Annotated in this window: 18 protein-coding genes; 10 read left to right on the forward strand and 8 right to left on the reverse strand. The window is 70.7% G+C overall.

The features are described from left to right. Window positions 1-208 precede the first annotated feature (208 nt). Window positions 209-2,110 carry a serine/threonine protein kinase gene (locus D187_RS58075; RefSeq protein ID WP_245591803.1) on the forward strand — a complete coding sequence of 634 codons (1,902 nt, stop codon included), beginning with the start codon at window positions 209-211 and terminating at the stop codon, window positions 2,108-2,110. A 3-nt stretch (window positions 2,111-2,113) separates the two neighbouring features. Here the strand turns inward: D187_RS58075 and D187_RS23935 are convergent, their stop codons facing one another. Next, the gene (locus D187_RS23935) at window positions 2,114-4,984 is read right to left on the reverse strand and encodes a TonB-dependent receptor domain-containing protein (RefSeq protein ID WP_002623888.1); all 2,871 of its coding nucleotides are present in this window, start codon (window positions 4,982-4,984) and stop codon (window positions 2,114-2,116) included. A gap of 21 nt (window positions 4,985-5,005) precedes the next feature. Beyond that, complete coding sequence (locus tag D187_RS23940; RefSeq protein ID WP_002623889.1) at window positions 5,006-5,449, reverse strand: HIT family protein; 444 nt, start codon at window positions 5,447-5,449, stop codon at window positions 5,006-5,008. Between the two features lie 125 nt (window positions 5,450-5,574). On the opposite strand from D187_RS23940, the gene D187_RS23945 reads away from it, so the two are divergent. The 5 genes from D187_RS23945 (at window position 5,575) to D187_RS23965 (ending at window position 14,277) form a co-directional block, all read left to right on the forward strand. Next, complete coding sequence (locus tag D187_RS23945; RefSeq protein WP_162159682.1) at window positions 5,575-7,224, forward strand: carboxypeptidase-like regulatory domain-containing protein; 1,650 nt, start codon at window positions 5,575-5,577, stop codon at window positions 7,222-7,224. A gap of 199 nt (window positions 7,225-7,423) precedes the next feature. Next, window positions 7,424-7,831, forward strand: a complete 408-nt coding sequence (locus tag D187_RS23950; RefSeq protein WP_002623892.1) for a response regulator — start codon at window positions 7,424-7,426, stop codon at window positions 7,829-7,831. A 39-nt stretch (window positions 7,832-7,870) separates the two neighbouring features. Next, window positions 7,871-11,665 (forward strand): bifunctional serine/threonine-protein kinase/formylglycine-generating enzyme family protein, encoded by a 3,795-nt coding sequence (locus D187_RS23955; protein ID WP_002623893.1) that lies wholly within the window; start codon window positions 7,871-7,873, stop codon window positions 11,663-11,665. A gap of 101 nt (window positions 11,666-11,766) precedes the next feature. Further along, entirely contained in the window at window positions 11,767-13,959 is a 2,193-nt protein-coding gene (locus D187_RS23960) for a DUF4132 domain-containing protein (RefSeq protein WP_002623894.1), read from the forward strand. An 84-nt stretch (window positions 13,960-14,043) separates the two neighbouring features. Further along, the gene (locus tag D187_RS23965) at window positions 14,044-14,277 is read left to right on the forward strand and encodes an OB-fold protein (RefSeq protein WP_081713828.1); all 234 of its coding nucleotides are present in this window, start codon (window positions 14,044-14,046) and stop codon (window positions 14,275-14,277) included. 38 nt (window positions 14,278-14,315) lie between these two features. On the opposite strand, the gene D187_RS23970 is transcribed toward D187_RS23965, so the two are convergent. Further along, a complete protein-coding gene (locus tag D187_RS23970) occupies window positions 14,316-16,187 on the reverse strand; it encodes a serine/threonine protein kinase (protein WP_002623896.1) in 1,872 nt (623 codons plus the stop codon). Between the two features lie 12 nt (window positions 16,188-16,199). Next, window positions 16,200-17,144 carry a DUF2381 family protein gene (locus D187_RS23975; protein ID WP_281171786.1) on the reverse strand — a complete coding sequence of 315 codons (945 nt, stop codon included), beginning with the start codon at window positions 17,142-17,144 and terminating at the stop codon, window positions 16,200-16,202. Between the two features lie 896 nt (window positions 17,145-18,040). Here D187_RS23975 and D187_RS23980 point away from each other — a divergent pair. Further along, window positions 18,041-18,487, forward strand: a complete 447-nt coding sequence (locus D187_RS23980) for a hypothetical protein (protein WP_155893546.1) — start codon at window positions 18,041-18,043, stop codon at window positions 18,485-18,487. A 59-nt stretch (window positions 18,488-18,546) separates the two neighbouring features. Here D187_RS23980 and D187_RS23985 read toward each other — a convergent pair whose 3' ends face one another. From D187_RS23985 to D187_RS23995, 3 genes are all read right to left on the reverse strand, one after another. Then, window positions 18,547-19,452 carry an SMP-30/gluconolactonase/LRE family protein gene (locus D187_RS23985; RefSeq protein WP_002623898.1) on the reverse strand — a complete coding sequence of 302 codons (906 nt, stop codon included), beginning with the start codon at window positions 19,450-19,452 and terminating at the stop codon, window positions 18,547-18,549. 63 nt (window positions 19,453-19,515) lie between these two features. Further along, window positions 19,516-20,997: a sensor histidine kinase gene (locus tag D187_RS23990; RefSeq protein ID WP_002623899.1), complete on the reverse strand. Its 1,482-nt coding sequence runs from the start codon at window positions 20,995-20,997 to the stop codon at window positions 19,516-19,518. After that, window positions 20,994-21,668 (reverse strand): response regulator transcription factor, encoded by a 675-nt coding sequence (locus tag D187_RS23995; RefSeq protein WP_002623900.1) that lies wholly within the window; start codon window positions 21,666-21,668, stop codon window positions 20,994-20,996. Before D187_RS23995 ends, D187_RS23990 begins: the two co-directional genes overlap by 4 nt. 291 nt (window positions 21,669-21,959) lie before the next feature. Between D187_RS23995 and D187_RS24000 the strand changes: the two genes are divergently transcribed. Genes D187_RS24000 through D187_RS24010 form a run of 3 tightly spaced genes read left to right on the forward strand, consistent with a single transcriptional unit; the run spans window position 21,960 to window position 25,481 of the window. Then, window positions 21,960-23,159 (forward strand): oxygenase MpaB family protein, encoded by a 1,200-nt coding sequence (locus D187_RS24000; protein ID WP_002623902.1) that lies wholly within the window; start codon window positions 21,960-21,962, stop codon window positions 23,157-23,159. 11 nt (window positions 23,160-23,170) lie between these two features. Beyond that, window positions 23,171-23,500 carry a DMT family transporter gene (locus D187_RS24005; protein WP_043431403.1) on the forward strand — a complete coding sequence of 110 codons (330 nt, stop codon included), beginning with the start codon at window positions 23,171-23,173 and terminating at the stop codon, window positions 23,498-23,500. A 25-nt stretch (window positions 23,501-23,525) separates the two neighbouring features. Further along, window positions 23,526-25,481, forward strand: a complete 1,956-nt coding sequence (locus D187_RS24010; RefSeq protein ID WP_043431327.1) for a 4-alpha-glucanotransferase — start codon at window positions 23,526-23,528, stop codon at window positions 25,479-25,481. 12 nt (window positions 25,482-25,493) lie between these two features. Here the strand turns inward: D187_RS24010 and D187_RS24015 are convergent, their stop codons facing one another. Beyond that, window positions 25,494-26,156 carry an AMIN-like domain-containing (lipo)protein gene (locus D187_RS24015; protein WP_002623909.1) on the reverse strand — a complete coding sequence of 221 codons (663 nt, stop codon included), beginning with the start codon at window positions 26,154-26,156 and terminating at the stop codon, window positions 25,494-25,496. Window positions 26,157-26,195 lie beyond the last annotated feature (39 nt).

Raw genomic sequence — 26,195 nt, forward strand, 5'->3', positions numbered from 1 at the left:
GGGGGGGGGGGGGGCTGTACAAATATTCAGTACAGTCCTGCCCCGTGGACGGATTGACCGCCCCACCTCCCGCGGACAACCCGCGGATGGAAGAGACCCTACTCCAGGAGACCCCTCCTCCCGCAAGCCCGCCCGCCTGATCTCCGACGGGTGGAGGATGCCCCACCCCCCGCCTCGCGGCTCCCAGGCTACAATGGCGCACCTCGCCATGGATTCTTCCCTCTCGAACTTCTCCGCGCCCGCCCCTCGTGCCCTCGGACGTTATGAGCTCGTCCAACTGCTCGGGCAGGGCGGCATGGGGGAGGTCTTCCTGGCCAAGATCTCCGGCGCGGCGGGCTTCGAGAAGCCCTGTATCGTCAAGACCGTCCTGCCCGCCCTGCTCAAGGACCGGCAGTTCCTCGATCGCTTCCACCATGAGGCCAAGGTGTTGGTGCACCTGGCGCACTCGTCCATCGCGCAGGTCTACGACATGGGCGAGGCCGAGGGCACCTACTACATGGCGCTCGAGTACGTGGCCGGCGTGGATCTGGCCTATCTGCTGGAGCAGGCGCGCGCCCAGGGCAAGTCCATCCCCGTTCCGGTGGCGCTCTACCTCGGCCAGCGCATCGCCGAGGGGCTCGGCTACGCCCACCGCAAGATGGGCCCGGACGGGGCGCCGTTGGGGATCGTCCACCGGGACGTGTCTCCCCACAACGTGATGGTCTCGTACGAGGGCGAGGTGAAGGTCATCGACTTCGGCCTCGCCAAGAGCGCCGCGCGCAGCAAGTACACGCTGCCCGCCACCGTCATGGGCAAGCTCGGCTACATGTCTCCCGAACAGGTCCGCGCCGAGTCGGTGGATCACCGCACCGATCTCTACTCGTGCGGCGTGGTGGTGTGGGAGCTGCTCGCGGGACGGCCGCTCATCGCCCCTGGCACCGTGGGCGAGATGATGGCCGCCATGAACCAGCCCGCGGTGCCCTCGTTGAGCGAGCTGCGCGCGGACGTGGACCCCGCGCTCGACGCCGTGGTCCACCGCGCCCTGGCCCCCTCACCCGAGGAGCGCTATGCCCGCGCGGACGACTTCGCCCGTGCCCTCAACGAGCACTTCCTGCGCACTGGCTCCTCCGTCGGCGCCGAGGAGGTGGGCAACTTCGTGCGGGAGATCTGTCCCGAGGCTTTCGCCTCGCAGCGAGAGATCATCAGCCGACTCGCCACCGCCGCGAGCACCCGCCGCACCCCCTTGCCTCCGGCCGTCGTGTTGCCCATGAACACGGGGGTTCAGTTCGCACCGCCCGCGGACGGGGTCGCCTCTCAGACCCTCATGCCGATGACCCTGCCTCCCGCGCAGGGCTACGCGGACACCCTGATGCGGCCGAGCAGCACCCAAGTGCCCACCGTGGGGGCCTCTACCGAGGCGTTCCAGCTCCAGGGTCCCAGCCGCAAGGGGTGGCTGGTGGCGCTCTCCCTCGCGGCGCTCGGCCTGGTCGGAGCCTCGGCGGGTATCACCGCCGTCGTGATGACGAACCAGGAGCAGCAGATCGTGGAGGCCCGGCCTCATCACCGACCGGAGCATCCTCCGTTCGGAGGGCCCCGTGAGCATCACGGACCCCTGGGATCTCGCTGGCCTCCGCCCGGTTCGTTCGAGCCGCCACCCCCCTCCGGTGGGCCTCCAGCCCAGGAGCCGGCGGCTCCCTCCGTGCCCGAGCGGAAGGTGGTCGTCGCGAAACCCTCCACGGCGGCTCCCTCCGTGCCCGAGCGGAAGGCGGCCGTCGCGAAACCCTCCACGGCGGCCCCCATCCCGAGCACCAAGGCCGAGCCGGCGGCACCCTCCAAACCGGCGGTGCCCGCCAAACCCCGGCAGTTGAGTGGACGCATCGCGATCAGGGGCGTCGCATTCATGAAGAAGATTGAACTCACCAACACGGACAGCCTCATCTGGAGCGATTGCATCCTCGTGGCCCGGGGCCGGGAGGTGTTCAAGCTCGGAGGAATGGCACCCGGGGGCTCGCGGGAGATCCTCCTGAGCGAGTTCGAGAAGGGCGAGCGCGAGGTACCCTTCGTGGGCAACAATCGCCTGGGCTTGTTCTGCGCCGAGGGTCAGCGGGAGTTCCCCGCCAAGCAACTGTGAGCGTCAGAAGGAGCCGGAGATCTGGAGCGTGAAGGTACGCCCGTACTGGGGCACGGGCCCCGCGGCGCGCTCGTCTCCGAGTGCCAGGGCGTACTGGGTATCCAGCAGGTTGCGCACCCCGGCGAAGTAGCGCAGGTAGGGCAGCTCCCCGGACAGGCCCACGTCGAGTAGCAGCGCCTTGCCATACGCGGTGCCGTCGTCGCTCGGTCGTCCGCGAGCGCTCTGGTAGGTGGCCTGGGTGGCCAGGCGCAGGTTGCCATCGGCCAGGGGCAGCAGCAGCCGTCCCGACGCCAGGTGCGTCGGGGTGGCGCCGGCCTCCTCCTCGGCGGCATTGACCAGGGTGACGAAGGAGTAGTTCAGGTCCACGAGCATGAAGCGTCCCGGCTGCCAACGCAGGCCCGCCTCGGCGCCAAAGGCGCTGGTCTCCCCGGGGCGGTTGACGAAGACGATGCAGGGCATGGAGCCGAGGGGGCCTCCCGTGCACTGGGGGGGTCCCGGCTGCTCGCTGAGCGCCACGAGGTGGCGGATCTTGTTGGCGTAGCCCGCCACGGTGAGGCGCAGTTCGTCCGTGAGGTTGTGCGCGTGCTCGAGTTCCAGGGTGGAGATGGTCTCGGGCTCGAGCGTGCCCGCGGCGATCTGGGTCCTGCCGTTGTCCTGATAGTCGAGCTCGAAAGGGGTGGGCGCCCGGAAGGCACTGCCCACCACCAGCTTGGTGAGGCCCCGCGCGTAGGGGCGTCCGATGAGGGCCAGGCGCGGCGTGAAGGGCAGCGTCTTCAGATTGTTGAAGTAGCGGTCCACGCGCAGGCCCGCGCTGAGGCTCAGCCGGGGATGCAACCGCCACTCGTCCAGGACATAGGCGGAGAAGTTGCCGCGGGGCTGGCTCAGCACGAGGCTCGAGCCCAGGGGGTCGACTTCCTGCTCCACGCGCAGCTGCGCCTGGCCTTCCAGGCCCAGCGTGAAGTGGTGGGTGTCGCGGAAGCGCAGGCGCAGCCGGGTCTCGGCGGACAGCCAGTCGGCGCGCGCGGCGTCGGTGTCGAGCCGCTCCCCGGCCAGAGTGGGCATCGAGTACATCCAGTAGCCCTGGTAGCGGCTGGCGTCATAGGCGCCGCGCAGCGACAGGTTCACCCGCTCGCCGAGCTGTTTGTCGTAGCGCACCTCGGCGAAGCCGCGGACGTCCTGGATCCGCGTGCCCGGGACCCCGAGCTCCGTGCCGAAGGGTCCCACGGGGCTCTCCTTGGTGCGGCCGTGCAACTGGGCGTGGAAGCTGAGGCCGCCCAGGCGCGCCCGGAGCGAGGCGGTGGCGGCGCGCTCCCCATCCAGGCCCACCACCGCGGGCAGGTCCTCGCCCAGCCGCGTCACCTCCGCGCCTCGCATCCCCACCCAGGCGCCGGACAGCAGGAACGAGCCGGGACCGGACTCCCACGCCGTGGTGACGCGCAGCCGGGTGGTGCCCAGCGCCCCCGCCCCGGCGGTGACCTCCACGTGCTGATCCCCCCCCAGCGTGTCGCGCGGCACCACGTTGATGACGGCGAAGAAGGCGCCCGTGCCGTACAGGGCGCTGCCCGGGCCACGCACCACCTCGATGCGCTCCACCTCTTCCAGGTCCACCGCCAGGTCCCTCGCCACGTGGCCCTGGCCCGCCACCATGTCGTTGAGCGGGTGGCCGTCCCAGAGGGTGAGGATGCGGGTGTTGAAGTCACCCGGGGGAGCGAAGCCCCGCACCCCCAGGTAGGTATAGGTCCGGTCATCCGAGACGAAGATGCCGCGCACGGCCGCGAGCGCCTCGGCGAGCGTGGTGTAGCCAAAGGCGCGCAGCTCCTCCTGGGTGATGACGGTGGTGGAGGCGGGGGCCTCGTCCACGGACACCAGGTTCTTGGACGCGGCGCGCACGGAGGGGGGCAGGTAGCGCAGCTCGGCGTGGATGCGCGTCTCCTGGTTGGCCACCACGTAGACGCCCTGGCGCATGGCGCTGAGGTTGGGGCTCTCCACCTCCAGGGTGTGCTCGCCGTGGGGGAGGGTGAGCACGGTGGGGGTGAAGCCCGCGGGGCGGCCATCCACGCGCACCGAGGCGTTGTCGCGGTTGGCGGTGATGATGAGACGTCCCGTGGGCTCCTCGCGCGGGGCGAGCGCCACGCCCAGCGTCACCTCGTCATCGGCGGGTACGTCCACGAGCAACTGGGCCGGGACATGGCCGGGCGCGCTCACGTGGAGCACGTGCGGCCCCGGGGTGAAGCGCAAGTCCCCGGGCACCTGTCCGAGCACGGGGCCCTCCGGCGACGCGCGCACCTCGGCGCCCCCGGGCGTGCCCGACAGCCGCACCGTGCCGGTGATGAGCTCCAGCGTGAAGGCCTGGACCACCGCCTGGCCCCGCGTGAGCTGGATGGTCGCCTCGGCGCGGCGGTAGCCCTTCTTGTGCACCACCACCGTGTGGGCGCCGGGGGGCAGCGCGAGCGTCTGGGGCGACAGGCCCCGGCTGCCCAGATCCTCCCGGTCCACGAGCACCTCGGCGCCGGGCGGCTCGGTGGTGACACGCACCAGGGCCACCTTGGGACGCAGCCGCGTGAGCGAGTGGTTCACCTTGGTGGCGTCCGCCTCCGGGAGATCCTCCAGGGCCAGGTCGTGGTAGTAGCGGTAGGCCTCGTTGTAGCGGCCCAGGGCCTCGTAGCACCGGGCGATGTTGAAGAGGACGTTGCGGTTGGGCACCAGGCGGTAGCTGGCGAAGTAGGAGCGCAGCGCCTGGACATACTCACGCCGGGCATAGGCCTCGTTGCCCAGCTCGAACGCCACGTCCGCCTCGTCCGCGGTGTTGCCAGCCCATGCGCACGGCGGTCCGAACAGCAGCGACAGCAGGAGGCCGAGTCGGAACACGCGCATGGGCGGCTCCATCCTCTCACATCACAGGGCGGCGGCGAGGGCCCGCGCCGCGGCCTCCAGCTCCGCGTCCGGGCGGAAGTCGCCGGGGGCGGCGTCGAAGGCCCCCCGCCCCCACAGCCGTGCGGGCGTGTCCCGGTAGCGCGGCACCAGGTGCAGGTGGAAGTGGCGCAGCACGTCCCCGATGGCGAACGCATAGGCGTGCTCGGCGCCGAGCACCTCGCGCTGCGCGCGCATCACCCGCGCGGCGAAGGGGCCCAGCTCCCGTGCCGCCTCCTCGTCCAGGTCGTACAGCGCGCGGGCATGGCGCACGCTGGTGAGCACCACCCAGCCGGGCAGGGGGCTCGGCCCCGCCAGCCCATGCAGCACCAGCCCGGCCGAGCGGGCGAGCACACCCCCCACGGGGTGGAGGCTGCCGCTCACGAGGGCACAGCCCCGGCAGGGGTCGTTCACGTCCACGTCACTCATGGTGCCCCAGCCTATCAGGACGCCCATCCGCCGCCGTCCGCTTGACGTCAATGGGCCCGGTCGGAGACTGTCTCGTTACCGCCACGCGCGGGCGAACTCCAAGCATTGCATTCCAAGGTGGACAGATGAAGAAGCATTGGGCAGTCGTGTTGCCGCTCCTCGTGTTGGCGTGCGGACCCAAGGACGAGAATGGCGACGGCATCGCCGATGGCGTCCGCGATCCGGACTCCGTGTCGGTGGTGGCTCCGGCCAATCCGAAGGGCACCGTCTCCGGGCAGGTGCTCGATACCGCGATGCAGCCGCTCGCGGGCGCCTCGATCCGGCTGACCATCGGCAGCGACACCGCTGAAGGCAAGTACGTCGTCCAGACCGACGGCCTGGGCAACTTCATGATCAAGAACGTGCCGGCCGGCTCCACCGTCCTGGTGACCATCGCCAAGGAGGGCTACGCCACCCTGCGCGCCAGCGCCGTCGTGCCCTCCAGCGCGGGCAACATCCCCATCAACGACGGCAACGCGAGCCTCGGCCTCGTCATGCTCGCCAAGACCCAGAGCAAGGTGAGCTTCACGCTGCTCACGGACAAGGGCCAGCCCGCGGTGGGCGCCCAGGCGTTCCTCGAGGCCTATCCCGCCGGATTGATCTCCGCCGCGGGCACCACCGTCCAGGCCACCAGCACGGTCACCGCCACTCCCGCCGTGGCGGACGCCATGGGCGTCGTCACCTTCAACAACGTGCCCTCGCCCTCGGAGCTCACCCGCATCGGGACCCCGGTGACGGGGTCGACCACCCCCGATGGCACGGCGTCCTACCGTCTCTGGGTGGACCCGGTCGACGTGAACGGTGATGGCGTCATCGACTCGGGTGGCTATGCCGCCCCCATCAGTGCCGCGGTGCTGCTCAAGTCGGGCTCGCAGATCATCACCCTGAACCCGGCGAAGAACAGCGGCGGCTCCACCACCTTCAGCCTGGTGGCCACCAACGTGCCCAGCCTCCAGCTGACGCCCGTGTCGCCCGCGGAGGCGAGGAAGCCCCTGCGCAACCTGCTGCGGCCCGGCGAGCCCATCGTCCTGGGCTTCAGCCAGCCCGTGGCGCGTGACTCGCTCATCGCCATCCTCACCAGCGAGTCCGGGCAGACCGCCATCGACCTGACCGTGACGCCCAACGAAACGGGCGACGTGTACATGCTCACCCCCGCGGCGAACAGCACCCTCGAGGGCCAGGAGTACAACCTCATCCTGCGCGCCACCTCGGCCTACTCCGGTGCCATGCAGACGTGGAAGGGCTACTTCGTCAGCGGCGACGTGAAGACCCCGCGCCCGCTGCAACTCGAGTCCGTCACCTTCAGGGACGGCGCCACCGGGACGGCGGGTGTCCTGGATCCGGGCGAGTGCATCATCCTCACCTTCAACCAGGTGGTGACCTCCACCTCCTTCCAGCTCGATGCCTTCCTGTTGAACGGGACGGACTCCAAGCCCGTCAAGCCCCAGCCGGCGCCCTACCCCAGCGGTGTGACGGCCTGCTTCGGCAGTGAGGGCACGAAGATTCCCATCGACACGGTGAGCTTCCAGGCCACCCCGCGCTTCTACTTCACGTATGGCACGCCGGCCGAACCCAACCTGCCTCCCATCAACCCCAACAGCACCACGGCGCGCATCCGGGTGGATTTCAGCAAGTTCCAGCAGCAGGACTTCTCCCTGTACTACGAGACGGCGTGGGGCGCCCCCGTGCCCTCCACGACCGTGCTGGAGAAGGTGCTCACGCCGCCCGTGCGTTAACCACGCGCCTGTCGCACCGACCTCCGGGACACCCCCGGCAGCCCGGAGGTCGTGAGTCACTCTCGTCGTTCGGGGAGTGTTCGCACGCCAACAGCCGGGGCGTGGCGGAGGCTCGACGAAACCCGGGGGGGACGAGCGCATCCGCGGGGGCGTGCATAGCATGGTGTGGCGTTCCCACCTTGTACGAGGGCCCCGCGCCATGACTGTACCCCTCACGCACCGCCAGCGGGTGCTCGTGGTCGATGACTTCGATGACGCCCGCGAGATGTACGCGGAGTACCTGGAATTCGTTGGGTTTCAGGTGGATGTGGCCCGCAATGGGGTGGAGGCGGTGGAGAAGGCCCAGGGCGCTCTCCCCGACATCATCCTCATGGACCTGTCCCTGCCGGTGATGGATGGCTGGGAGGCCACGCGCCGGCTCAAGCAGGATCAACGCACCCGCAACATCCCCGTCATGGCGCTCAGCGGCCACGTGCTGGCCGGCAACGCCGAGCAGGCGCGCCAGGCGGGCGCGGACGAGTTCGTCGCCAAGCCGTGCCTCCCCCAGGATCTGGAGGACCGCATCCGCCGGATGCTCAAGCCGAGCAAGTCCAAGAACCAGCCCTGATCCACCCGGCCCTCCCCTCGTCGTCCCCGAGGACAGTCCGTGGGCACCCTTCCAACCTCGCGCGAGAGCGCCGATGGGTGGAGTCCACCCGAGGCGTTCGACGAATACCGGCTGGTGCGCCTCTTGGGCCGTGGCACCACGGGACGCGTGTACCTCGCCCAGGACACGCTGCTCGAGCGGCCCGTGGCGGTGAAGTTCGTGCGCGCCCTGGGCCCCGGCGCCCTCAGCCGCTTCCTCGTGGAAGCCCGGGCCGCGGCGCGCGTCCAACACCCCAACGTCGTCACCCTCTACCGGGTGGGACAGTTGGACAACCATCCCTTCCTCGTCTCCGAGTTCGTCCGGGGCTCCTCGCTGGAGCGGCTCCCCAAGCCGCTGCCCTGGGAGCAGGTGCTGGCGCTCGGGCGGGGTCTGGCCCGGGGGCTGGGAGCCGCGCACCGGCGGGGCGTGCTGCACCGCGACATCAAACCGGCCAACGCGCTGCTCACCGAGACGGGGGAGGTGAAGCTCCTGGACTTCGGGCTGGCCAAGCTGCTGGACGAGGGCCCAGCCCCGCGCGAGGACACGCCGCCGCCGCGTGAGCCGGGGGCGCTCGCCGCCCTGGAGCTGCCGCCCGAGGCCCTGGCGGGCTCGCTCGACGGGGTGGAGCTGCCATCCCTGCCCGAGGGCATGCTGGTGGGGACTCCTTATTACATGTCCCCGGAGGCCTGGGCGGGCATGGAGCTCACCGCGCGCAGCGACGTGTACTCGCTGGGCCTGGTGCTCTACGAGCTGTGCGCGGGCCAGGGCCCCTTCCGCCACGTGCCCCCGCGCGAGCTGGCGCTGGCGGTGTGCACCCAGGACGCCCGGCCCCTGCGCGAGGCCGTGCCGGGCGTGGACGCGGACTTCGCGGCCGTGGTGGACCGGTGCCTGCGGCTCGTGCCCGAGGAGCGCTTCGCCTCGGCCGTGTCGCTGCTGGACGCGCTGGGGCAGCTCGCGCGTGACGAGGCGGCGGACGCGCTGCCCGAGGGCAACCCCTACCGGGGCCTGCAACCCTTCGAGGCCGAGCACCGCGCGCTCTTCTTCGGCCGCCGACGCGAGCAGCGCGAGGTGCTCGAGCGGCTGCGCGCCGAGCCCTTCCTGCTCATCACCGGCGACTCCGGGGTGGGCAAGTCCTCGCTGTGCCTCGCGGGCGTGCTGCCGCGCCTGGGCGAGGGCGCGCTGGAGGATGGGCGGCGCTGGCGTGGGGTGCGGGTGATTCCGGGGCGGCATCCTCTCACCGCGCTCACCGTCGCCCTCGCTCCCGCGCTCGCCATGGGCGAGGAGGCCCTGGGCAACCTGCTGCGCGCGGACCCCACGGGCCTGGCGCGCCAACTGCGCGTGCGCTTGAGCTCGGACCAGGGGCTCGCCGTCTACGTGGATCAGCTCGAGGAACTGGTGACGCTCTCGGACGGTGGGGAGGCGGCGCGGGTGGGGCGCGCGCTCGGGGAGCTGGCCGAGGGCGTGCCCGGGGTGCGGCTGCTCGCCACGTGCCGCAGCGACTTCCTCACCCGGCTCACGGCGGTGCCGGGCCTGGGCGCGGCGGTGCCCGGGGCGCTCTACCTCCTGCGGGCGCTCGGCCCCGAGGAGAGCCACGAGGCGGTGGTGGGCCCCGCGCGCGCCAAGGGCGTGCACTTCGAGTCCGAGGCGCTGGTGGACGCGCTCGTGGCCTCCATCTCGGCCACGGAGGGCGGACTGCCGCTGTTGCAGTTCGCGCTCGCCGAGCTGTGGGAGGCGCGCGAGGGGAGCGTCATCACCCAGGCGGCGCTCGACAGCCTGGGCGGGGTGGCCGGAGCGCTGGCCCGGCACGCGGACGCGGCCGTGGCGCGCCTGCTGCCGGATCAACGCGCGGTGGCGCGGGGCGTGCTCTTGCGCCTCATCACCCCGGAGGGCACCCGGGCGCGCAAGACGGACGGAGAGCTGGTGGGGGATGATCCCCGCCAGCGCGCGGTGCTCGAGGCGCTGGTGCGCGCGCGCCTGCTCGTGGCGCGCGAGGTGGACGGGGGCACGAGCTACGAGGTGGCCCACGAGGTGTTGCTCAGTGACTGGGGCATGCTCGCGCGCTGGCTGGCCGAGGCGGCCGAGCGCCGCGAGGTGCAGGCACGCCTCCAGGCGGACTCCGCGCACTGGGAGCAGGTGGGCCACGCGCGCGACTTGCTCTGGGGCTCGTGGCAGCTCGCCGAGGCGCGCCTGTTGGAGCCCGCGGAGCTCACCCGCCGCGAGCGCGCCTTCCTGGAGGCCTCGCGCCGCACGCTGGTGCGCAGCCGGCACCTGCGGCGGGCGCTCGCCGTGGGGTTCCTCCTCTCGCTGGTGCTCGTGTACGCGGGCCTGCAACTGCGCGAGGTGAGCGAGCGGAACGCGGTGGTGCGCGGCTGGCTGGACGAGGCCGCGAGCGCCCTGGAGGCCGCGCGGCACGAGCGCGACGTCTTCTCCGGCGCGCGGCGCGAGGCCTTCGAGCTCTATGACACCGGGGAGCGGGAGCGGGGTGACGCGGCGTGGGCGCGCTCGCTCCTGGCGGAGGCCGCGTTGCACCGCCGCCTGGACGAGGTGGGGGACCAGTTGGAGCACGCGCTCGTGTTGGATCCATCGCGCGAGGACGTGCGCGAGGCCCTGGCGGACTTCCTCCTGGAGCGGGCCTTCCATGCCGAGCAGGCGCTGGAGGAGGGAGCGCTGCCGGCGCTGTTGCAGCGCTTGCGGCTGTACGACGCGCACGGGGAGCGCTGGCGGCACTGGACGGCGCCCGCGCGCGTGACGCTCACGCTGCCGGTGGAGGGGGCGGTGGTGGAGTTGCGGCCCGTGTCCCGGGACGTGGAGGGACGCGAGGTGCTCGGCGAGCCGGTGCCGGTGGAGCCGGGGCCGTGGGTGGAGCGGGAGATCACCCCGGGAGACTGGCGGCTGGTGGTGCGGGCGCGGGGCCACGAGCCGGTGATCCTCCCACTGCGGCTGGCGCGGGGAGAGCGCCGGCACCTGACGCCGAGGTTGTTGCCCGAGGCGAGCCTGCCCCGGGGGTTCCTCCATGTGCCGGCGGGGCGGGTGCTGTTCGGGAGCGCGGCGGACGCGAGCGTGCGCGGCTTCTTCAACGCCCTGCCGTTGCACCCCAAGCACACGGAGGACTTCCTCATCGCGCGGCACGAGACGACGTACGCGGAGTGGATGGAGTATCTCGCCGCGCTGCCTCCGGGCGAGCGCGCGCGGCGCCTGCCGCACACGAGCACGGCCTACCATGGGCGGCTCGCGCTGGAGTGGGTGGGGGGCAGCTGGCGTCTGGACTTCCAGCCGGGGGGAGTGCCGTACCGGGTGCGTGCCGGACAACGGCTGCTCTACGCGAAGCGGGAGCGGCGGATGTCTCAGGACTGGCTGCGCTTTCCCGTCACGGGCATTTCCTTCGAGGACGCGGAGGCGTACGTGGCGTGGCTGGGCCGGACGGGGCGGGTGCCGGGGGCGCGGTTGTGCACGGAGCTGGAGTGGGAGCGCGCGGCCCGGGGCGAGGACGGACGCGAGTTCCCCCATGGGGACGCGCTCGCGCCGGACGATGCCAACGTGGACATGACGTATGGCAAGGAGCCCGGGGGCTTTGGCCCCGACGAGGTGGGCTCGCACCCGGCGTCGCGCAGTCCCTTCGGGGTGGAGGACCTGGCGGGCAATGCCTTCGAGTGGACGCGCTCGGCGGTGGAGCCGGGGCGCGTGGTGGCGAGGGGCGGCGCGTACTACTTCGCCGCCGGCTCGGCGCGGGTGGCCAACCGCGAGCTGCCCGAGCGCACCCTGCGGGACATCACCGTGGGCCTGCGCGTGTGCGCCGACGTGCCCCCGGGCGGTTGATGCGCTTGTTTCAGATCAGGCGCATGAGCTGACGTAGCCCAGTGAAGAGTGCCGCCGTCCAGGGGGCCCCCGCCCGGCTGGTATAAGAGCGGAGGTCCCCCATGCTCCCCCCCACTCCCGTTCCTGCTCCCATCCCCGGCGCGCCTTCCTCCGAGCCCGAGCACACCGATCTCTCTCGGCTCTCCACGGTGCAACTGGGCGAGCAGCTGCGGGGGGAGGCGGCGGTTTCGCGTGTGGCGGCGCTCACCCTGCTCAGGCGGCTCGAGGCCGTCCACGCCGTCCTGACGGGTGTGGAGGACGCGGCGCTGGCCGCGCGCACGGCCGGGGTGCCGGAGTCCCGGGAGGAGGCGGGCGCGGAGCGTGAGCGCCTGCGCCCGCTGGCGCTGGAGGCGCTCACGCTCCACCCGGAGTTGCTCGCGCAGACGACCTCGACGTATGTCCGCGACGGCTCCCCGCTCGCCGCGCTGCCCGCGGAGTCCCTGCCGGCCCTGGTGCCGGCAGTCCGCGCGCTCCTCGCGACGACGCAGGCGCTCGAGCCCATCCGCACCGTGCAGACGTTCCTGGCCCGGGCCGCGCCGCGCCAGGTGGTGGAGGCGGGGCTCGCCACGGATGCGCCCCCCCGCGTCCGCCGCGCGGTTCTCCAGGCGCTCTGCGGCTCGCGCGTGGACGGCGCCGTGGAGGTGCTCCGGCAGCTCTGCACGCGGCCGGAGCTGACGGCCTTGGACCGGGGCCTCCTCCTGGATCGGCTGGAGGCGCTCGGCGAGGACGTCTCCCTTCTGGACCGGGAGTGCACGCTTCCGCTCAAGGGCTGGGCGGAGCTCGCCCGGGTCGAGGGCGCGGACGTGGTGCCGAAGGACCTTCGCGGGCTCCCACTCGTCACCGCGCTCGCGCCGCTCGGGGATCTACCGGTGCGGTGGCTGCTCACGCAGGCCAGGGAGCTGGGGGAGGCGCGGCTGCCCCGCCCGTTCCGGCACCTGCTCGAGCGACACCTTCCTCCTCAGGCACTCCCCTCGCTCGGGCGGCACGCGCTGGAGAGCTGGCTCTCGGTGAAGGGCAAGACGGGCGCCGCCTGGATGCTCTCGCTGATCGCGGAGTACGGCGGGGACGAGGCGGTGACGACCCTCTGCCGCCAGATTGACACGTGGCGCCGCCACCAGAAGCCCAAGGCCAACACCGCCATCCGCGCCCTCGGCAGGATGGGCACCGTCTTCGCCCTCTCGCAACTGGAGCGCATCGCCTCCGCGGGCGGGAGGTACACCGAGTCGCTCGTGCAGAACGCACGCGAGGGGCTCGCGGAGGCCGCGGCCGTGCGTGGCCTGACACCCGAGCAGCTGCGCGAGGAGCTGGTGCCGGACCTGGGCCTCACGCTGGAAGGCCTGGTGGCGGACCTGGGCCCCCGCCGGCTCCGGGTGAAGGTGCGGGCGGACCTCTCGCTGGAGGTGCACCACGAGGGCGGCAGGGTGACGCAGTCCTTCCCGGCCCTCCGCAAGGACGAGGACCCGGTGAAGCACGCGGAGGGAAAGCAGCGCTTCGACGTGCTCCGCAAGAACCTCCAGCCGGTGCTGAAGGCGCAGCTCGCGCGGCTCGAGGAGGTGCTCTTCGTCCAGGACGACTACCCGCGGGAGCGCTGGCAGCGGCTCTTCCCGCGCCACCCGGTGCTGCGGCTCGCCATCCAGCCCGTGCTCTGGTCCCGGCTCACGCCCACGGGCGAGGTGGTGGGCTCGTTCCGCGTCGCGGAGGACGGGACGCTGGTGGACGCGCAGAACGCGGAGGTGCGCCTGCACCCCTCCGAGCGCGTTGGCCTCTGGCACCCGGTGCTGGAGGATGCGCGCACGCACGCGCTGTGGGGGGAGCACCTGGCGGACTACCGGCTCGTGCAGCCCTTCCGCCAGCTCCAGCGCGAGGCCCTCCGGCCCACCGACGCGGAGCGCGGGGCCACGGCCATTATCCGCTTCCAGGGCGTGTCCCTGTGGGCCAGCCGGCTGAGGAACACCCTGGAGCGGCTCGGGTGCAGGGCCCCGGTGGGGGAGAGCGGCATGCTCCACGAGCACGCGCGCGCCCTGCCGAACCACGGGGTGGCCTTCCGCGTGCTCCACTCCCCCATCCAGCGGCGGTTCGAGCTGGAAGAGCGGGTGGAACTGGGGCAACTCGAGTACACGCTCGAGCCGCAGTACCGGCAGCGCCACGGCCTCGCACAGGAGGGCCAGCCCACGCTCGGGGAACTGCCGCCGGTGCTGTGCGCGTGTCTACTCGAAGTGATGCGCTCGCTGGCGCTCCAGGCGGACACGCCCTGAGACGGCGCAGGTGGAGCTCCGCACGCTCCTCGGGGAGTACCGCGACAACGAACTCCGCGAGGACAGCACCTTCAAGGGCACTTCATCCAGACGACCGGCACCATCACCTACATCAGGAAGGACATGCTCAACGACGCCTACCTGGTGTTCAGCGACGGTGCCTCGTTCGAAGCCGTCCGGGTGCAGTGCGCCCTCGGGAAAGTCCAGGCGGCGAAGGCGGCCTCTCTCTCCAAGGGCGCGCGCGTCACCATCCGCGGCCGCGTCGCGGGCCTGATGATGGATGTCCTCGTACGCGACTGCGAACTCGTCGGCCAGTAGCGCCCATGTGCGGGCGCGGCCTCAACGCGTGGCGGCGCTCACGGCCAGCGCCAGACGGCGCTCACCGGCACGTTTCGGCTGAGGATGAAGGCCCCCGGCTTGGAGCCCTCCTCTCCGGCGATGCGTCCATCCCGGTCGCCTAGCACGATGCACACCGGGTACTTCCGGCCATCCGGCAGCACGGCCTGGGTGTAGCGGCCCATGACGGCTGGCCGCTTCTCTTCCCCCCACACCTCGTCGATGCTGGGGCCCGTCCAGAGCTGGCCGTGGAGCAGCGTCCCCTCCGGCAGGTTGCTGTCGTCTCCCCGGGTAATGCGGCTGATGACGGGGCCGTCCTGGTAGACGCCTGCCTCACCGAATTCACCGGGCTGGTTGATGTCGATGATCGCCTCCAGTCGACTGCCCGTCCGGAGCTCCAACGCCTCCATCGCCTCGGTGGCCTCCTGGGGGCAGTCCGCGGACTCCGGAGGCTTCACCTGCACAGCGGGGCACCCCAGTCCGGCGGTGGCGCACAACCAAGCGGCGAGGAGACTCGAGGAAGAGGAACGGGGAGAGGTGGTGGACATGGGGGGACTTCCTTTCGCGGAGCGGCCAAGCCCGGGCGGCAGCGCCGCGGGCGGGGGCGCGAGTGTGGCGAGCACCAACCCCAAGGCAAGGCCGAGCACGCTCAGGCCCACCATTCCGAAGAGGAGCCGGGACCCCCAGGCGCGGCGCGGAGGGTCGGCAGCGGCGGGAGGCTCCTGCTGTGCCGGCTCCTCAGGTGAAGGTGGGGGCGCGCCCTGAGCCGCGCTCGCGGCTTGCGGCTGCGGCCCTTTGTCCTCGCCAGGCGGCTGTACCTCTTGAGGCCCCTCGGGCTCCGGCTCCGGCCACCCCGGTGAAGGCACCCTTTCTTCTTCCTCCTGGGGTGGTGGATCCTCCAGGCCCTCCTCGGCGGGAAAGAGCGGCACCTTCCAGGCGGGGGACGAGCTCCCCTTCTCGGCGGCCTCCTCCAACGCCTGGAGCAGCGCCTGGGTGCTGGGGTAGCGGTCCTCGGGCCGCTTCTCCAACAGCTTCATGGCGATGTCGCTCAAGGCGCGCGGTGCCAGGGGGTTGAGGAGGTGGGGGGCCATGGGAGGGACGGTGGCGATGGCCGCTACCAACTCCTTGTCCGGCAGCTCCGGGTTGAAGGGGTGCAGGTCCGTGAGGGCCTGGTAGAGCAACACTCCCAGCGCATACAGGTCCGCGCTCGCACCGCCCTGGAAGGGCTGGCCCCGCTTCCACGCCTCGGTGCGCGCGTAGGCGAGCAGCTCCGGCGGAAGCAGGTGCAGCACGCCCTCGGGCAGGCCCATGGTTTGAGTGAGGGCACCGGGCAGGCGCGCGGTGCCGAAGTCGATGAGGAAGGGGCGGCCGTCCGCGCGGCGGATGAGGATGTTCTCCGCCTTCAAGTCCCGGTGGTAGACGCCGCGCGCGTGCAGCGCGCCCACGGTGCGCACCACATCACTGAAGGTGCGCACCAACCGGAGGGCGTGCGGGGGCGTACGCCAACGCCACTCGTGCCAGGTGTCCCCGTCCACGTAGTCGGTGACGAGGAAGGGGTAGCCCGTGCTGGGGCTGGGCCAGAAGTCCACCCCGTACACGCGCAGCAGGTTGGGGTGGGAGGAATAGGTGAAGAGGGCCGCGGCCTCGCGCGCCAGCCGACGGTAAGTGTTCTTCTCCTCCACGTACGCCTCTTCCGGGTACTTGTCCTCGAAGAGGTGCGCCCGGGAATCGGAGAGGGGACGCAGCGCCACCTTCATGGAGTAGGGCTGGCCGTCGCGCTCCACCTTGAAGACGCGCGAGGAGCCGCCGCGGCCCAGCACCTGGGTGATGAGCCAGGGCCCCACCATGTCGCCGGGCTTGAGCTGGTCCGGGTGCAGGGCATGCGTCGTCATGCGTCGTCGCTCCTACAGCTTGACGTTGGGAATGGAGAGGTGCCGGTGGCCGCTCTTGTCTGTGAGTTCCAAGCGGAGAACGTCCTCCGCTCTCCAGAGGTGCGCCTCTGTCTCCACCGCCACGAGGCCCTCCTCGCCGGGAGCGAGCTGCACTTTGTCCATGGCCATGGAGAGCCCCTTCACCGAGGTGCCGTCCTTTCGGGTGAGGAGCGCGGTGCCGGGCACCCAGGGTAGTTGGCCTGGCAGGTTGCGCACGCGGACGACGGCGAGCGCCCAGCGGTCGGCGCGGTACGCCTCTCCTCCTAAGTACTTCAGGCCATTCTGGGGGCTTGTCGTCCCACCCTCGAGGCGTCGGGCCCGTACACCTTCCACGTCGAGCTGCCCCGAGAAAATGAGTCCAGCGTGCCCGCTCGCCCCACACTGGGCCTTCAGCGCCGCGAGCTCCGCCTCCTTCTCCACCAGCTTGGCCTCCAGCGCCTCGAGCGTACGCGGGCGGCGCACCACCTCCACCTCCTTGTCCACCACCCCCGGTCGTGTCACCAGCGCGAGCGTGGCCCGGGCTGGGGAGGCGCCGTCCCGGTAGCGCACGCGCACCACCAGCTTCTCCTCGGCGCCCAAGTCCACCGAGGGCTCCAGGCCGATGAGGGTGTCTCCTGCCTCCACCCACTTGAAGCGGACGGGGCGTCCCTCCACCTCCACCGCAGCCCTGTCCACGGGCATGTCGAAGCGCAGGTACGTGGCGATGCCGGCGGCCACGCGCACCTCTGGCACCGGCTCCTCGGGGTTGCTGGGCAGGGTGACACGCCGCTCCTGGCGCTCGCGGGTGGGGGGCTGGGGCTGAGCTGCCGCCGCGGCGCCCATCCAGAGGAGCGCAAGCGGTAGCCACGGGAGAAGTCGGGCCAGGGTGGATACCTCCAAGGTCCACCGTAGCAGACGTACGTCGCTAGCGACGCCCACTTCGACATGTGGGTCAAAGTGGCCCGGCGGATTGACCCCCTACACCCGAAGGGAATTCTGAGACTCACCCCCTCCCAAGAGAAGCCCAGCACCAATCGCCGTGGTGGAACCCATCAAGAAGAGCGCGAGGGGCAGTCACGGGAGATGTCGGGCCGGGAGGATGCCTCCAAGGTCCACCGTAGCAGATGCAGCACCCGGCACGCTGCAACTCGTCATGGTGCGTGGGCGCCTCAGCACTGCACGACGGGAGTTATAGGTACTCCAGTAGGACAGAGGAGCCCCGTTGTCGTCGCCTGCTCGTCTACTGACTCATGGGTTCTGGGGGTTACACCCTCCGGTAGAACAGCCAGTTCACGCCAGCACCGCCTAATGCCTTTTAGATGCTGTGCAGTTCGACGCCCGAAATGCCCCAAGTCGCATACGCAGCGACCTGATTAATAGTCCCACGCCAGTAGAAGAACCTACCCCCTCGACGGTGCCATCCATTACCAACGTGAGAGGAGCGCACCCTTCCCTGCGTATAGTGTTGAGCAGGCAAGCCATGGTTATTGATATTGATGCGACTTGCAGCTTTTCATGTGAACACCCCAATGCTGCACAACGGGAAATAGGGCCTCTCATAGGATGGAGGAGCCCCTTTGTCGTCGTCTGCTCGCCCTGCTGATCCAGGAGTTCTGGGGGTTACACCCTCCGGTAGAACAGCCAGTTCACGCCAGCACCGCCTAATGCCATTTAGGTGCTGTGCAGTTCGAACGCCTGAAGTGCTCCAAGCTCGTATACGCACAGCGACCTCACTAATAGACCAGCACTAATTGAAGGACCTGAGCCCCTCGACGGTGCCATCCATCACCAACGTGAGAGGATCGCGCCCTTACCTGTATAGAAAACAATATATCATGAACATTGATACCGAATATGTCCTCAGCTTTTTCATCATTCTTCGCGCGCTTGTAAACCTCGCCCGCGCACTTCCCGCAGAACCAGCCGGACAGTCGTCTCTGGATAAAACCCTCGCAACGCTCATTGGGGGTGTATTGACCTGTTGTGGCGCCGTGTGGATGCAGCTCTATTTCCGTCACCTACCGGCTGAGCTACCGGCTGAGGTCATGAGCTTCTTCGCAAACCTCACGAAAAAAGCGATGGCTCACTATGCCCCTGTGATTACGCGAATGTTGCGCGACCGGGCTGCGAAGTTCCACAGGCTTGCCGCGGCAGAGATGGATCCAGACGGTGACCGCTTCGTTCGAGTCAAGTACAAGGTGCTCAGGTGCTTCACATACCTCCTCGTGGGAGTTGTAGACGCGGCTCAATCTCTCGTGCCCAATGATGCGCTGGTAATCTGAATCAGCACTGCTTTCCACTGCGGGAGAGCCACGTAACCAGGGCAAGCCCACCGTGGCGCTCACGTCCCGGGCGGGCGGAAGTCGGCGCGGGGCACGCCCGGCACGGGAGCCTCGAAGGCGAACAGGTTGCCCTCCTCGGGCCGCTGGCGCTTCTCCTCCTCGCTCAGCGTGTGATTGGCCGAGGTGACGAAGACCGTGCGCAGCCCCTCGCCCCCGAAGGTGGGCATGGTGGGGTACTGCACCGGCATGCGCACCTCGCGCTCCACGCGGCCCGAGGGATCGAATCGCACCACCTTCCCGTCGCCGTGGATGGCGCACCACACGAAGCCTTCACTGTCCACCGTGGCGCCATCCGGACCCGTGCCCTCGGTGATGCGCGCGAAGACGCGGAAGTTCGACGGCGTGCCCGTCTCCGTGTCGTAGTCCGAGGCCCAGATGGTCTTCTGTGACGTGTCGCCGTGGTACATCGTCCGCCCGTCCGGGCTCCACGTCATCGAGTTCGCCGTCTGCACGGGCGCCGTGCCCGGGTGCCACTTCCCCGCGCCGTCGTAGCGCCAGAAGGGCAGGGCGCGCGGCGCGTCGCTCGCGTCTCCGGGCTCGAGCGGCTCGTACATGGGCCCGGCCCACAAGCGGCCCTGCCGATCCACCCCTCCATCGTTGAAGACGAAGCGGCGCGAATCGAAGGGCGTGGGCGCGAGGAAGCGCAGCGAGCCGTCGCCCAGGGTGAACTCGAACAAGCCGGTGCGCAGCGCCACCACGGCTCCGGTGGGCGTCAGCCCCAGACAGCCGATCCACGCGGGCATCTTCCAGGCGGTGTCCTCGCCCGTCCTCGGATCGAAGGCATGCAGCGCGGGCTCGCGCAGACACACCCAGAACAGGCGGCCCGAGCGCTCATCCCAGACAGGGCTCTCCCCATTGAGGGCCCGGGCCCGAAGCACGCGCCGCACCTGACTCGTTCCACTCATCCCGCGCCTCTCGCGAAGGGGTTGAGCGCCCGGTTATATCGGCCCGCTCCGGCGAGCCGCCGCTCACGCGTCCTTCTGTCCGGGGGCCGACTCCTCGCCGAGGAAGTCCACCTGGAGTCCTCCGTACTCGGAGCGGCCCAGCTTCAGGCTCCAGCCGTGCAGCACCGTCACCCGCGAGGCGATGGCGAGCCCCAGCCCGTGTCCTCCCGGCCCGCGGGTGCGCGCCGCGTCGCCGCGCACGTGGCGCTCGAGGATGTGGGGCAGCTCGTGCTCGGGGATGCCGGGCCCGTCGTCCAGCACGCGCAGCCGGAAGGTGGCGCCGGGCTCGCGCTCGAGCACCACCGCCACGTGGCCCCCGCGCGCGTTGTAGCGCACGGCGTTGTAGATGACGTTGCTCACCGCCTGCTCGATGAGGGTGTCATCCCCGAGGACGAGCACGGGCGGCTCGGGCACGGCGTGCTCCAACTGCACGCCCTGCTGGCGCGCGATGGGGCGGTGGCGGCCGATGCACCGGCCCACCAGGGCGTTGAGGTCCACTGGCGCGCGCTGCATCCCGGGCTCGCCCGCTTCCAGCCGGGCCGCGGCCCCCAGGTTGTGCAGCAGCGCCGCCATGTAGTGCGCCTCCTGGCTGGCCGCCGCGATGACCTCGCGCTCCACCGGCTCGCCCCGTGCCGCGCGCTGCTGCATCTCGGCCAGGTGCCCCTGGAGCACCGTGAGGGGGATCATCACGTCATGCGTGGTGTTCTGCAGGAAGGAGCGCAGCGTCTGCTCGCGCTTCTCCTTCAAATCGATCTGCGCGTGGATGGCGCGGCCCGCCTCGTCGAAGGCGAGCGCCAGCTCGGAGATCTCATCGTCTCCGTGCACGGTGATGGGGCCCTGGTAGGTGCTGCGCACGAAGACCTTCACCTCCCCGGTGAGCTGGCGCAGGCGGCGCACCACCGGCCCCAGCGCGAGCAGCACGCCCACGAGCGACATCACCGTGGGCAGGAGCCAGAACTCCGGTGGAATGGGCGAGTACCAGGAAGGTCCCGGTCCGGGGCGCCCCGACATCCGCACGAGCACGAAGGCGCACGGTCCGCTGCTCCAGGGCATGCGCACGAGGACATCCCGGGCGTCATTGGGTCCTCCCCAGCCGAGGGCCTGGCCGGCCACGTCCTCACCCTGTCGCATGGCGCGCGCGAGCGAGGGCTCCAACGGGGGCGCCTGGGGGTTGCGCGCCGTGAGGTCCGGGTCGTACGCGAACAGCCGCGTGTTTCCCCGGGGCTCGCGGGGCCGGGGTGGGGGACCCCAGCCTCTCTCGGGAGGAGGGCCCTTGGGGCGCTCGGGCGGGGGAGGACGCCGGGCGCGCGAGCCCTCGAGGCTCCAGGTGTCAGGGGCGGCCTCGCACTGCTCGCGTCCCTCGCCGGCCATGTGCGCGAGGGCGTACTCGGACAGGGCGGTCTCCACGGCGCGTGTCTCGAGGACCAGGTGGATCCACCCCATGCAGAGCGCGACGGGGATGGCCACCGCCACGGTGGTGAGGGCCAGCCGCATGCGCAGCTTCACGCGTCGTCTCCCTCGCCGAGCCGGTAGCCGATGCCCCACACCGTCTCGATGTGCTTGCCGGGGCCGAGCTTGCGCCGCAGCCGGGACACGTGCACGTCCAGGGTGCGCTCGGTTCCCTCGCGCTCGGGGTCCAACACGTGCTCGGCGAGCCACTGCCGCGTCACCGAGGCGCCGCGCCGCCGGGCCAGCGCGGCGAGCAGATCGAACTCCACGCGGGTGAGCTCCACGGGCTTGCCGAGCACCCGGACCTCGCGCGAGTCGAGATCCACCTGGAGCGAGCCGGCCTCCACGAGGCTCTGGCGCTGGAGCAGGGGCCGGCGCAGCCGGGCGCGCACGCGCTCCACGAGCTCCTCGGGCCAGAAGGGCTTGGTCATGTAGTCGTCGGCGCCGAGCTTCAGGGCGCGCACCTTGTCCGCGGTGTCGTTGCGCGCGCTGAGGATGAGCACCGGCACGTCCGAGGCGCCCTCGCGCAGCTCCCGGAGGATGTCCAGGCCGTAGGTGCCCGGCAGCATGAGGTCCAGGATGACGAGGCGATACGTGGACGCCTCGCCGGGCGGCAGGGGGCGGCCCACGGTCCACCAGGTGGGCTCGAAGCCGGCGCGCTCCAGACAGCCGGAGATCTGTGTGCCCAGTTGGGGATCATCCTCGATGAGCAGGAGTCGTTCTCCCATGGGTCCTGTCTCCTAGCGGACGAGTCGTAAGAGAATCTTAAGGCCGCGCTTGCGGTCGGACTCCGACGGGGCCAGCAGGTGCTCCCCGGGCGGAGGGCTCGGGGATGAGGCGAGACGAGCCCGGCGGCTCCGGGCGCGGACATGACCGTTTGTTGGCGAGTGTAAGGGATTGAAGAGTTCGCGAGGAAAGCCCCCGCTGATGTGCGGCTCCGGACAAAGGGCCCTGGAGGGCTATGTCACACTGACAACGTCGTTTTTCCCTCAATTCTCCTTCCGCGAGGAGGCCGGGCCATGTCGACGGACATCCAGATGATGGACGTACACAAGACGAATCAACTGCTGGAGGCCATGAGGGCGCAGGTGGATCCGCTCGCGGACGAGGTCATCCAGGAGCTGTTCGCGCGGGGCGAGGTGGGCTCGGCGAACGTGTGGATGTCCTATCTGATGAGGCATGGCGCGGCGGGGATGGAGCGGGTGCCCGAGCCGCTGCGGGGCTACTTCGAGCGGAGCGGGCGGTTGCCTGCCTGGGTGGACCGCGAGCTGTTGAGCGAGGGCCAGGCGCTGTTCCACCGGTGTGGGCCGTTGGCGGTGGTGGCGCTGGTGGGGGCGGCGCTGCCCACGTGCTACGCGGGGGCGCAGGGCGTGCAGGTGTTGCACCTGACGTCGCGCATGGAGACGGACATCCTGCGCCGCATCGTGGAGACGGCGCAGATGGTGGTGGATGTGATGGGCCCGGGGGGATTGGAGGAGGACGGGTGGGGGATTCGCGACGCGCAGCGGGTGCGGCTGATGCATGCGGCCGTGCGCCATCTGGTGCGCCGGAGTGGCCGGTGGGATGACGCGTGGGGCCAGCCCGTCAACCAGGAGGACATGGCGGGCACGCTGTTCACCTTCTCGGTGGTGACGCTGCGCGCGTTGAGGAAGCTGGGCTACACGCCCTCGGCGCGCGAGGCGCAGGCGTACTACCACACGTGGCGGGTGGTGGGCTTCCTCATGGGCGTGGACGAGCGCCTGTTGCCCGCGAGCCTCGAGGAGGGCGAGCGTCTGGCGGACGCCATCTTCGGGCGGGTGTTCGCCCCCAGCGCGCAGGGCCGGGAGATGACGCGCGTGCTCATCGAGCGGTTGGATCACCTCGTGCCGGGCCAGGTGTTCGAGGGACTGGCGGCCACGCTCATCCGCCACCTGGTGGGGGAGGAGACGGCGGATCTGCTCGCGGTGCCGCCCTCGGACTGGTCGCACTCGGTGCTCAAGCCGTTGTGGTTGCTGGGGTGGCTGGTGGAGGGCAGCGAGTGCAGTGAATTGACGGCGAGGATGTGCGAGCTGTTTGGCCGCAAGCTGGTGGAGGGCCTGGTGTGGATGGGCCGGAGCGGCAGCCGGCCGCCCTTCCGCATTCCGGAGGTGCTGCAGGAGTCCTGGCGGGTCCGGAGCCTCGAGGAGCGTGCGAGGATGCGCGAGGAGCCCGAATCCCTGCTGGAGAGATCGTCCGCGTGAACCCCCATGTCGTGAACCCCTATGTGTTGTTGGGCATTTCGATTCTCATGGAGGTGGTGGCGACCTCCTCGTTGCGAGCGAGCGAGAGCTTCACCCGGCTGGTGCCGAGCGTGGTGGTGGTGGTCGGGTATGGCACGGCCTTCTACGTGATGAGTCACGCGTTGAAGTCGCTGCCGCTGGGGTTCTCGTACGCGGTGTGGAGCGGCGTGGGCACGGCCCTCACTGCCATGATTGGCTGGTTTTACTTCCGGGATGCGTTCCACTGGAGCGGGCTGGTGGGCATTGGCCTCATCATCGCGGGGGTGGTGGTGCTCAACGTGGGGGGGACGGTGCGGCACTGAGCGGGCGGTGTATTCTCGCGCCCCCATGCCTCCCGTGACTCTTCCCGAAGACTACCGACGCCATGTGACGGCGGCCCTGGCCGCGCTCGACGTGCGCAATCTGGTGCTGAGCCTGCACGACCCGAGCCTGCCGGGGGCGCCCGGGGAGGACGTGGGCCGGGGCTCGCCCTATGCGGCGGGGGGGCAGCGCTTCTTCGAGTTCGCGCGGGAGCTGGGCTTCACCGGCATCCAACTGGGCCCGCAGGGGCAGACGACGGAGGACAATGCCTCGCCGTATGACGGGACGCTCTTCTCGCGCAACGTGTTGAACGTGGCGCTGGGCGAGCTCGTGCGGGAGGAGTCCTGGGGGGCGCTCTTGCGGCCCGAGCGGGTGCGCGCCGTCGCCGCGTCCCGGCCCGGCGGGGAGTCTCGCGTCCCGCACCGCCATGTCTTCCGGGTGCAGGAGGAGGCGCTGGAGGAGGCGTGGGAGACGTTCCGGTTCAAGCGCGCCCAGGCGCAGCCGGGCAGTGTCATCGCGCGGGTGGCGGAGCGCTTCGAGGACTTCCAGCGCGAGCATGTGCAGTGGCTGGAGCGGGATGCGCTCTACGACGTGTTGTGCCTGGAGCATGGCCGCTCGTACTGGCGGGAGTGGTCGAGCGAGTGGGACCGGCGGTTGTGGAATCCGCGTCCGAGCGAGGAGGGGGCGTTCGCCCATCGCCGGCAGGTGCTGCTCGCGAAGCACGCGGCGCGGGTGGAGGCGTATGCCTTCCGGCAGTTCCTCGTGCATGAGCAGCATCGGGCGTTGCGCGAGCGCACGGCGGAGTGGGGCCTGAAGCTGTATGGGGATTTGCAGATTGGCTATTCGCCGCGGGACGCGTGGGCGTGGCAGGGGCTGTTCCTGGGCTCGTATCTGATGGGAGCGCCGCCCAGCCGCACCAATCCCGAGGGACAGCCGTGGAACTATCCGGTGTTGGATCCCTCGCGCTACCACGAGCCGCCCGGGCAGCCCCATGCCTACGAGCCGGTGGCGAAGCCCGGCCCGGTGTTGTGGTTCATGGCGGCGCGGGTGAACAAGATGCTGGCCGAGTACGACGGGCTGCGCATCGATCATCCGCACGGGCTGGTGTGTCCCTGGGTGTACCGTGCGGGGGAGCTGGAGCCGGTGCGCGCGGTGCAGAACGGGGCGCGGCTGTTCGCGTCACCGGACCTGGCGGATCATCCGGAGCTGGCGCGCTACGCGCTCGTGCCGCCGGAGGGGTTGGACCGCTCGGTGGCGCGCTACGCGGACGGGTGGGTGCGCGAGCTGACGCCGGAGCAGGTGACGCGCTACAGCGCGCTCTTCGACGCCATCATCGCGGCGGTGCACGCGCAGGGGCGCCAAGTGTCGGACCTGCTGTGCGAGGTGCTCAGCACCATGCCGTATTCGCTGCAGCGGGTGTTGGAGCAGTACGGACTGGGGCGCTTCCGGGTGACGCAGAAGGCGGACCTGACGAATCCGCGGGACGTGTACCGGGGAGAGAACGCGGCGCCCGCGGACTGGATCATGTTGGGCAACCACGACACGAAGTCCATCTGGGCGTTGGCGGAGCGGTGGTTCGCGGTGGGCGAGGCGCGGGCGCAGGCGGACTACCTGGCGTGGCGGCTGCATCCCGAGGAGGAGGGGAGGGAGGAGTTCGCCCGGCGGCTGGTGGAGGAGCGGGGGATGCTGGTGCAGGCGAAGTTCGCGGACCTGTTCGTCAGCCGGGCGGAGAACGTGATGGTGTTCTTCTCGGACCTGTTGGGGCTGAAGGAGACGTACAACGCGCCCGGCACGGTGAGCGACGAGAACTGGAGTCTGCGCATTCCCCAGGAGTACCGGCGCGAGTATGGGGAGAAGCTCGGGCGCGACGAGGCGCTGAACCTGCCCGGGGCCTTGGCGCTGGCGCTGCGCGCGGTGAAGCCGGAGCACCAGCCGCTCATCGAGAACCTGGAGCGGCTGGCGGCGCGCTTGCGGCACGGGTAGGGCGGAGCGCCCTCAGTAGCGCACGTCCACCACGATGCGGGTGGGGGCGTGCAGCTCGAGGACGCGGTAGGCCTGGGGCTGCTTCACGCCGAGCACCCAGGTGACCTCGCCCTCGAAGTCGCACGTCTGCTCCAGCTCCTGGAGCACGGGGAGGGCGGCGGTGCGCTCGCGGCTGGCGATGGTGACCTGGCCGTTCTCGTCGTGGGCCTGGGCGGGCTGGAGGCTCACCTGCAGGCGGCCCTGTCCGGCGACTTCCGTGGGGTCTCCGGAGCCGCAGCGGATGGCGGGCCCGTCGAGGTACTCGACGCGGTAGCCGGGCAGCGTCTCTCCGTCGAACTGGAAGACGACGCGGTCGAAGCCCTCGTTGCGCGCGGCGCGCACCTCGCGCAGCGTCGCGGCCTTCTGGCCGGAGCGCGGGACGTTCGTCTTCGCCTGGATCCACTCGGGCTCCTTCGCCGGGGGTGGCGTGGCGGGAGATGGGGTGGACGGAGGCGGGGCGGAGGTGGGCTCGGCGGCTGGGGTGGGAGCGTCCGGCGGGGGTGTCGTGGGGGAGGGAGGTGTCTGGGCCTTCGCGGGAGGCGTCGCGGGGGCGGGAGGCGCCGCTTCCTTGCAGCCCACGAGTGTGAGACAGGCCGCGAGTCCCACGGCCGACAGCGAGCATCCCCTGCGCTTCATGCACGTCCTCCTGGTGGCCCCTGGGGCCGGGTGGAGGCC

The organism is Cystobacter fuscus DSM 2262 (assembly GCF_000335475.2).
GTDB classification, from domain to species: domain Bacteria; phylum Myxococcota; class Myxococcia; order Myxococcales; family Myxococcaceae; genus Cystobacter; species Cystobacter fuscus.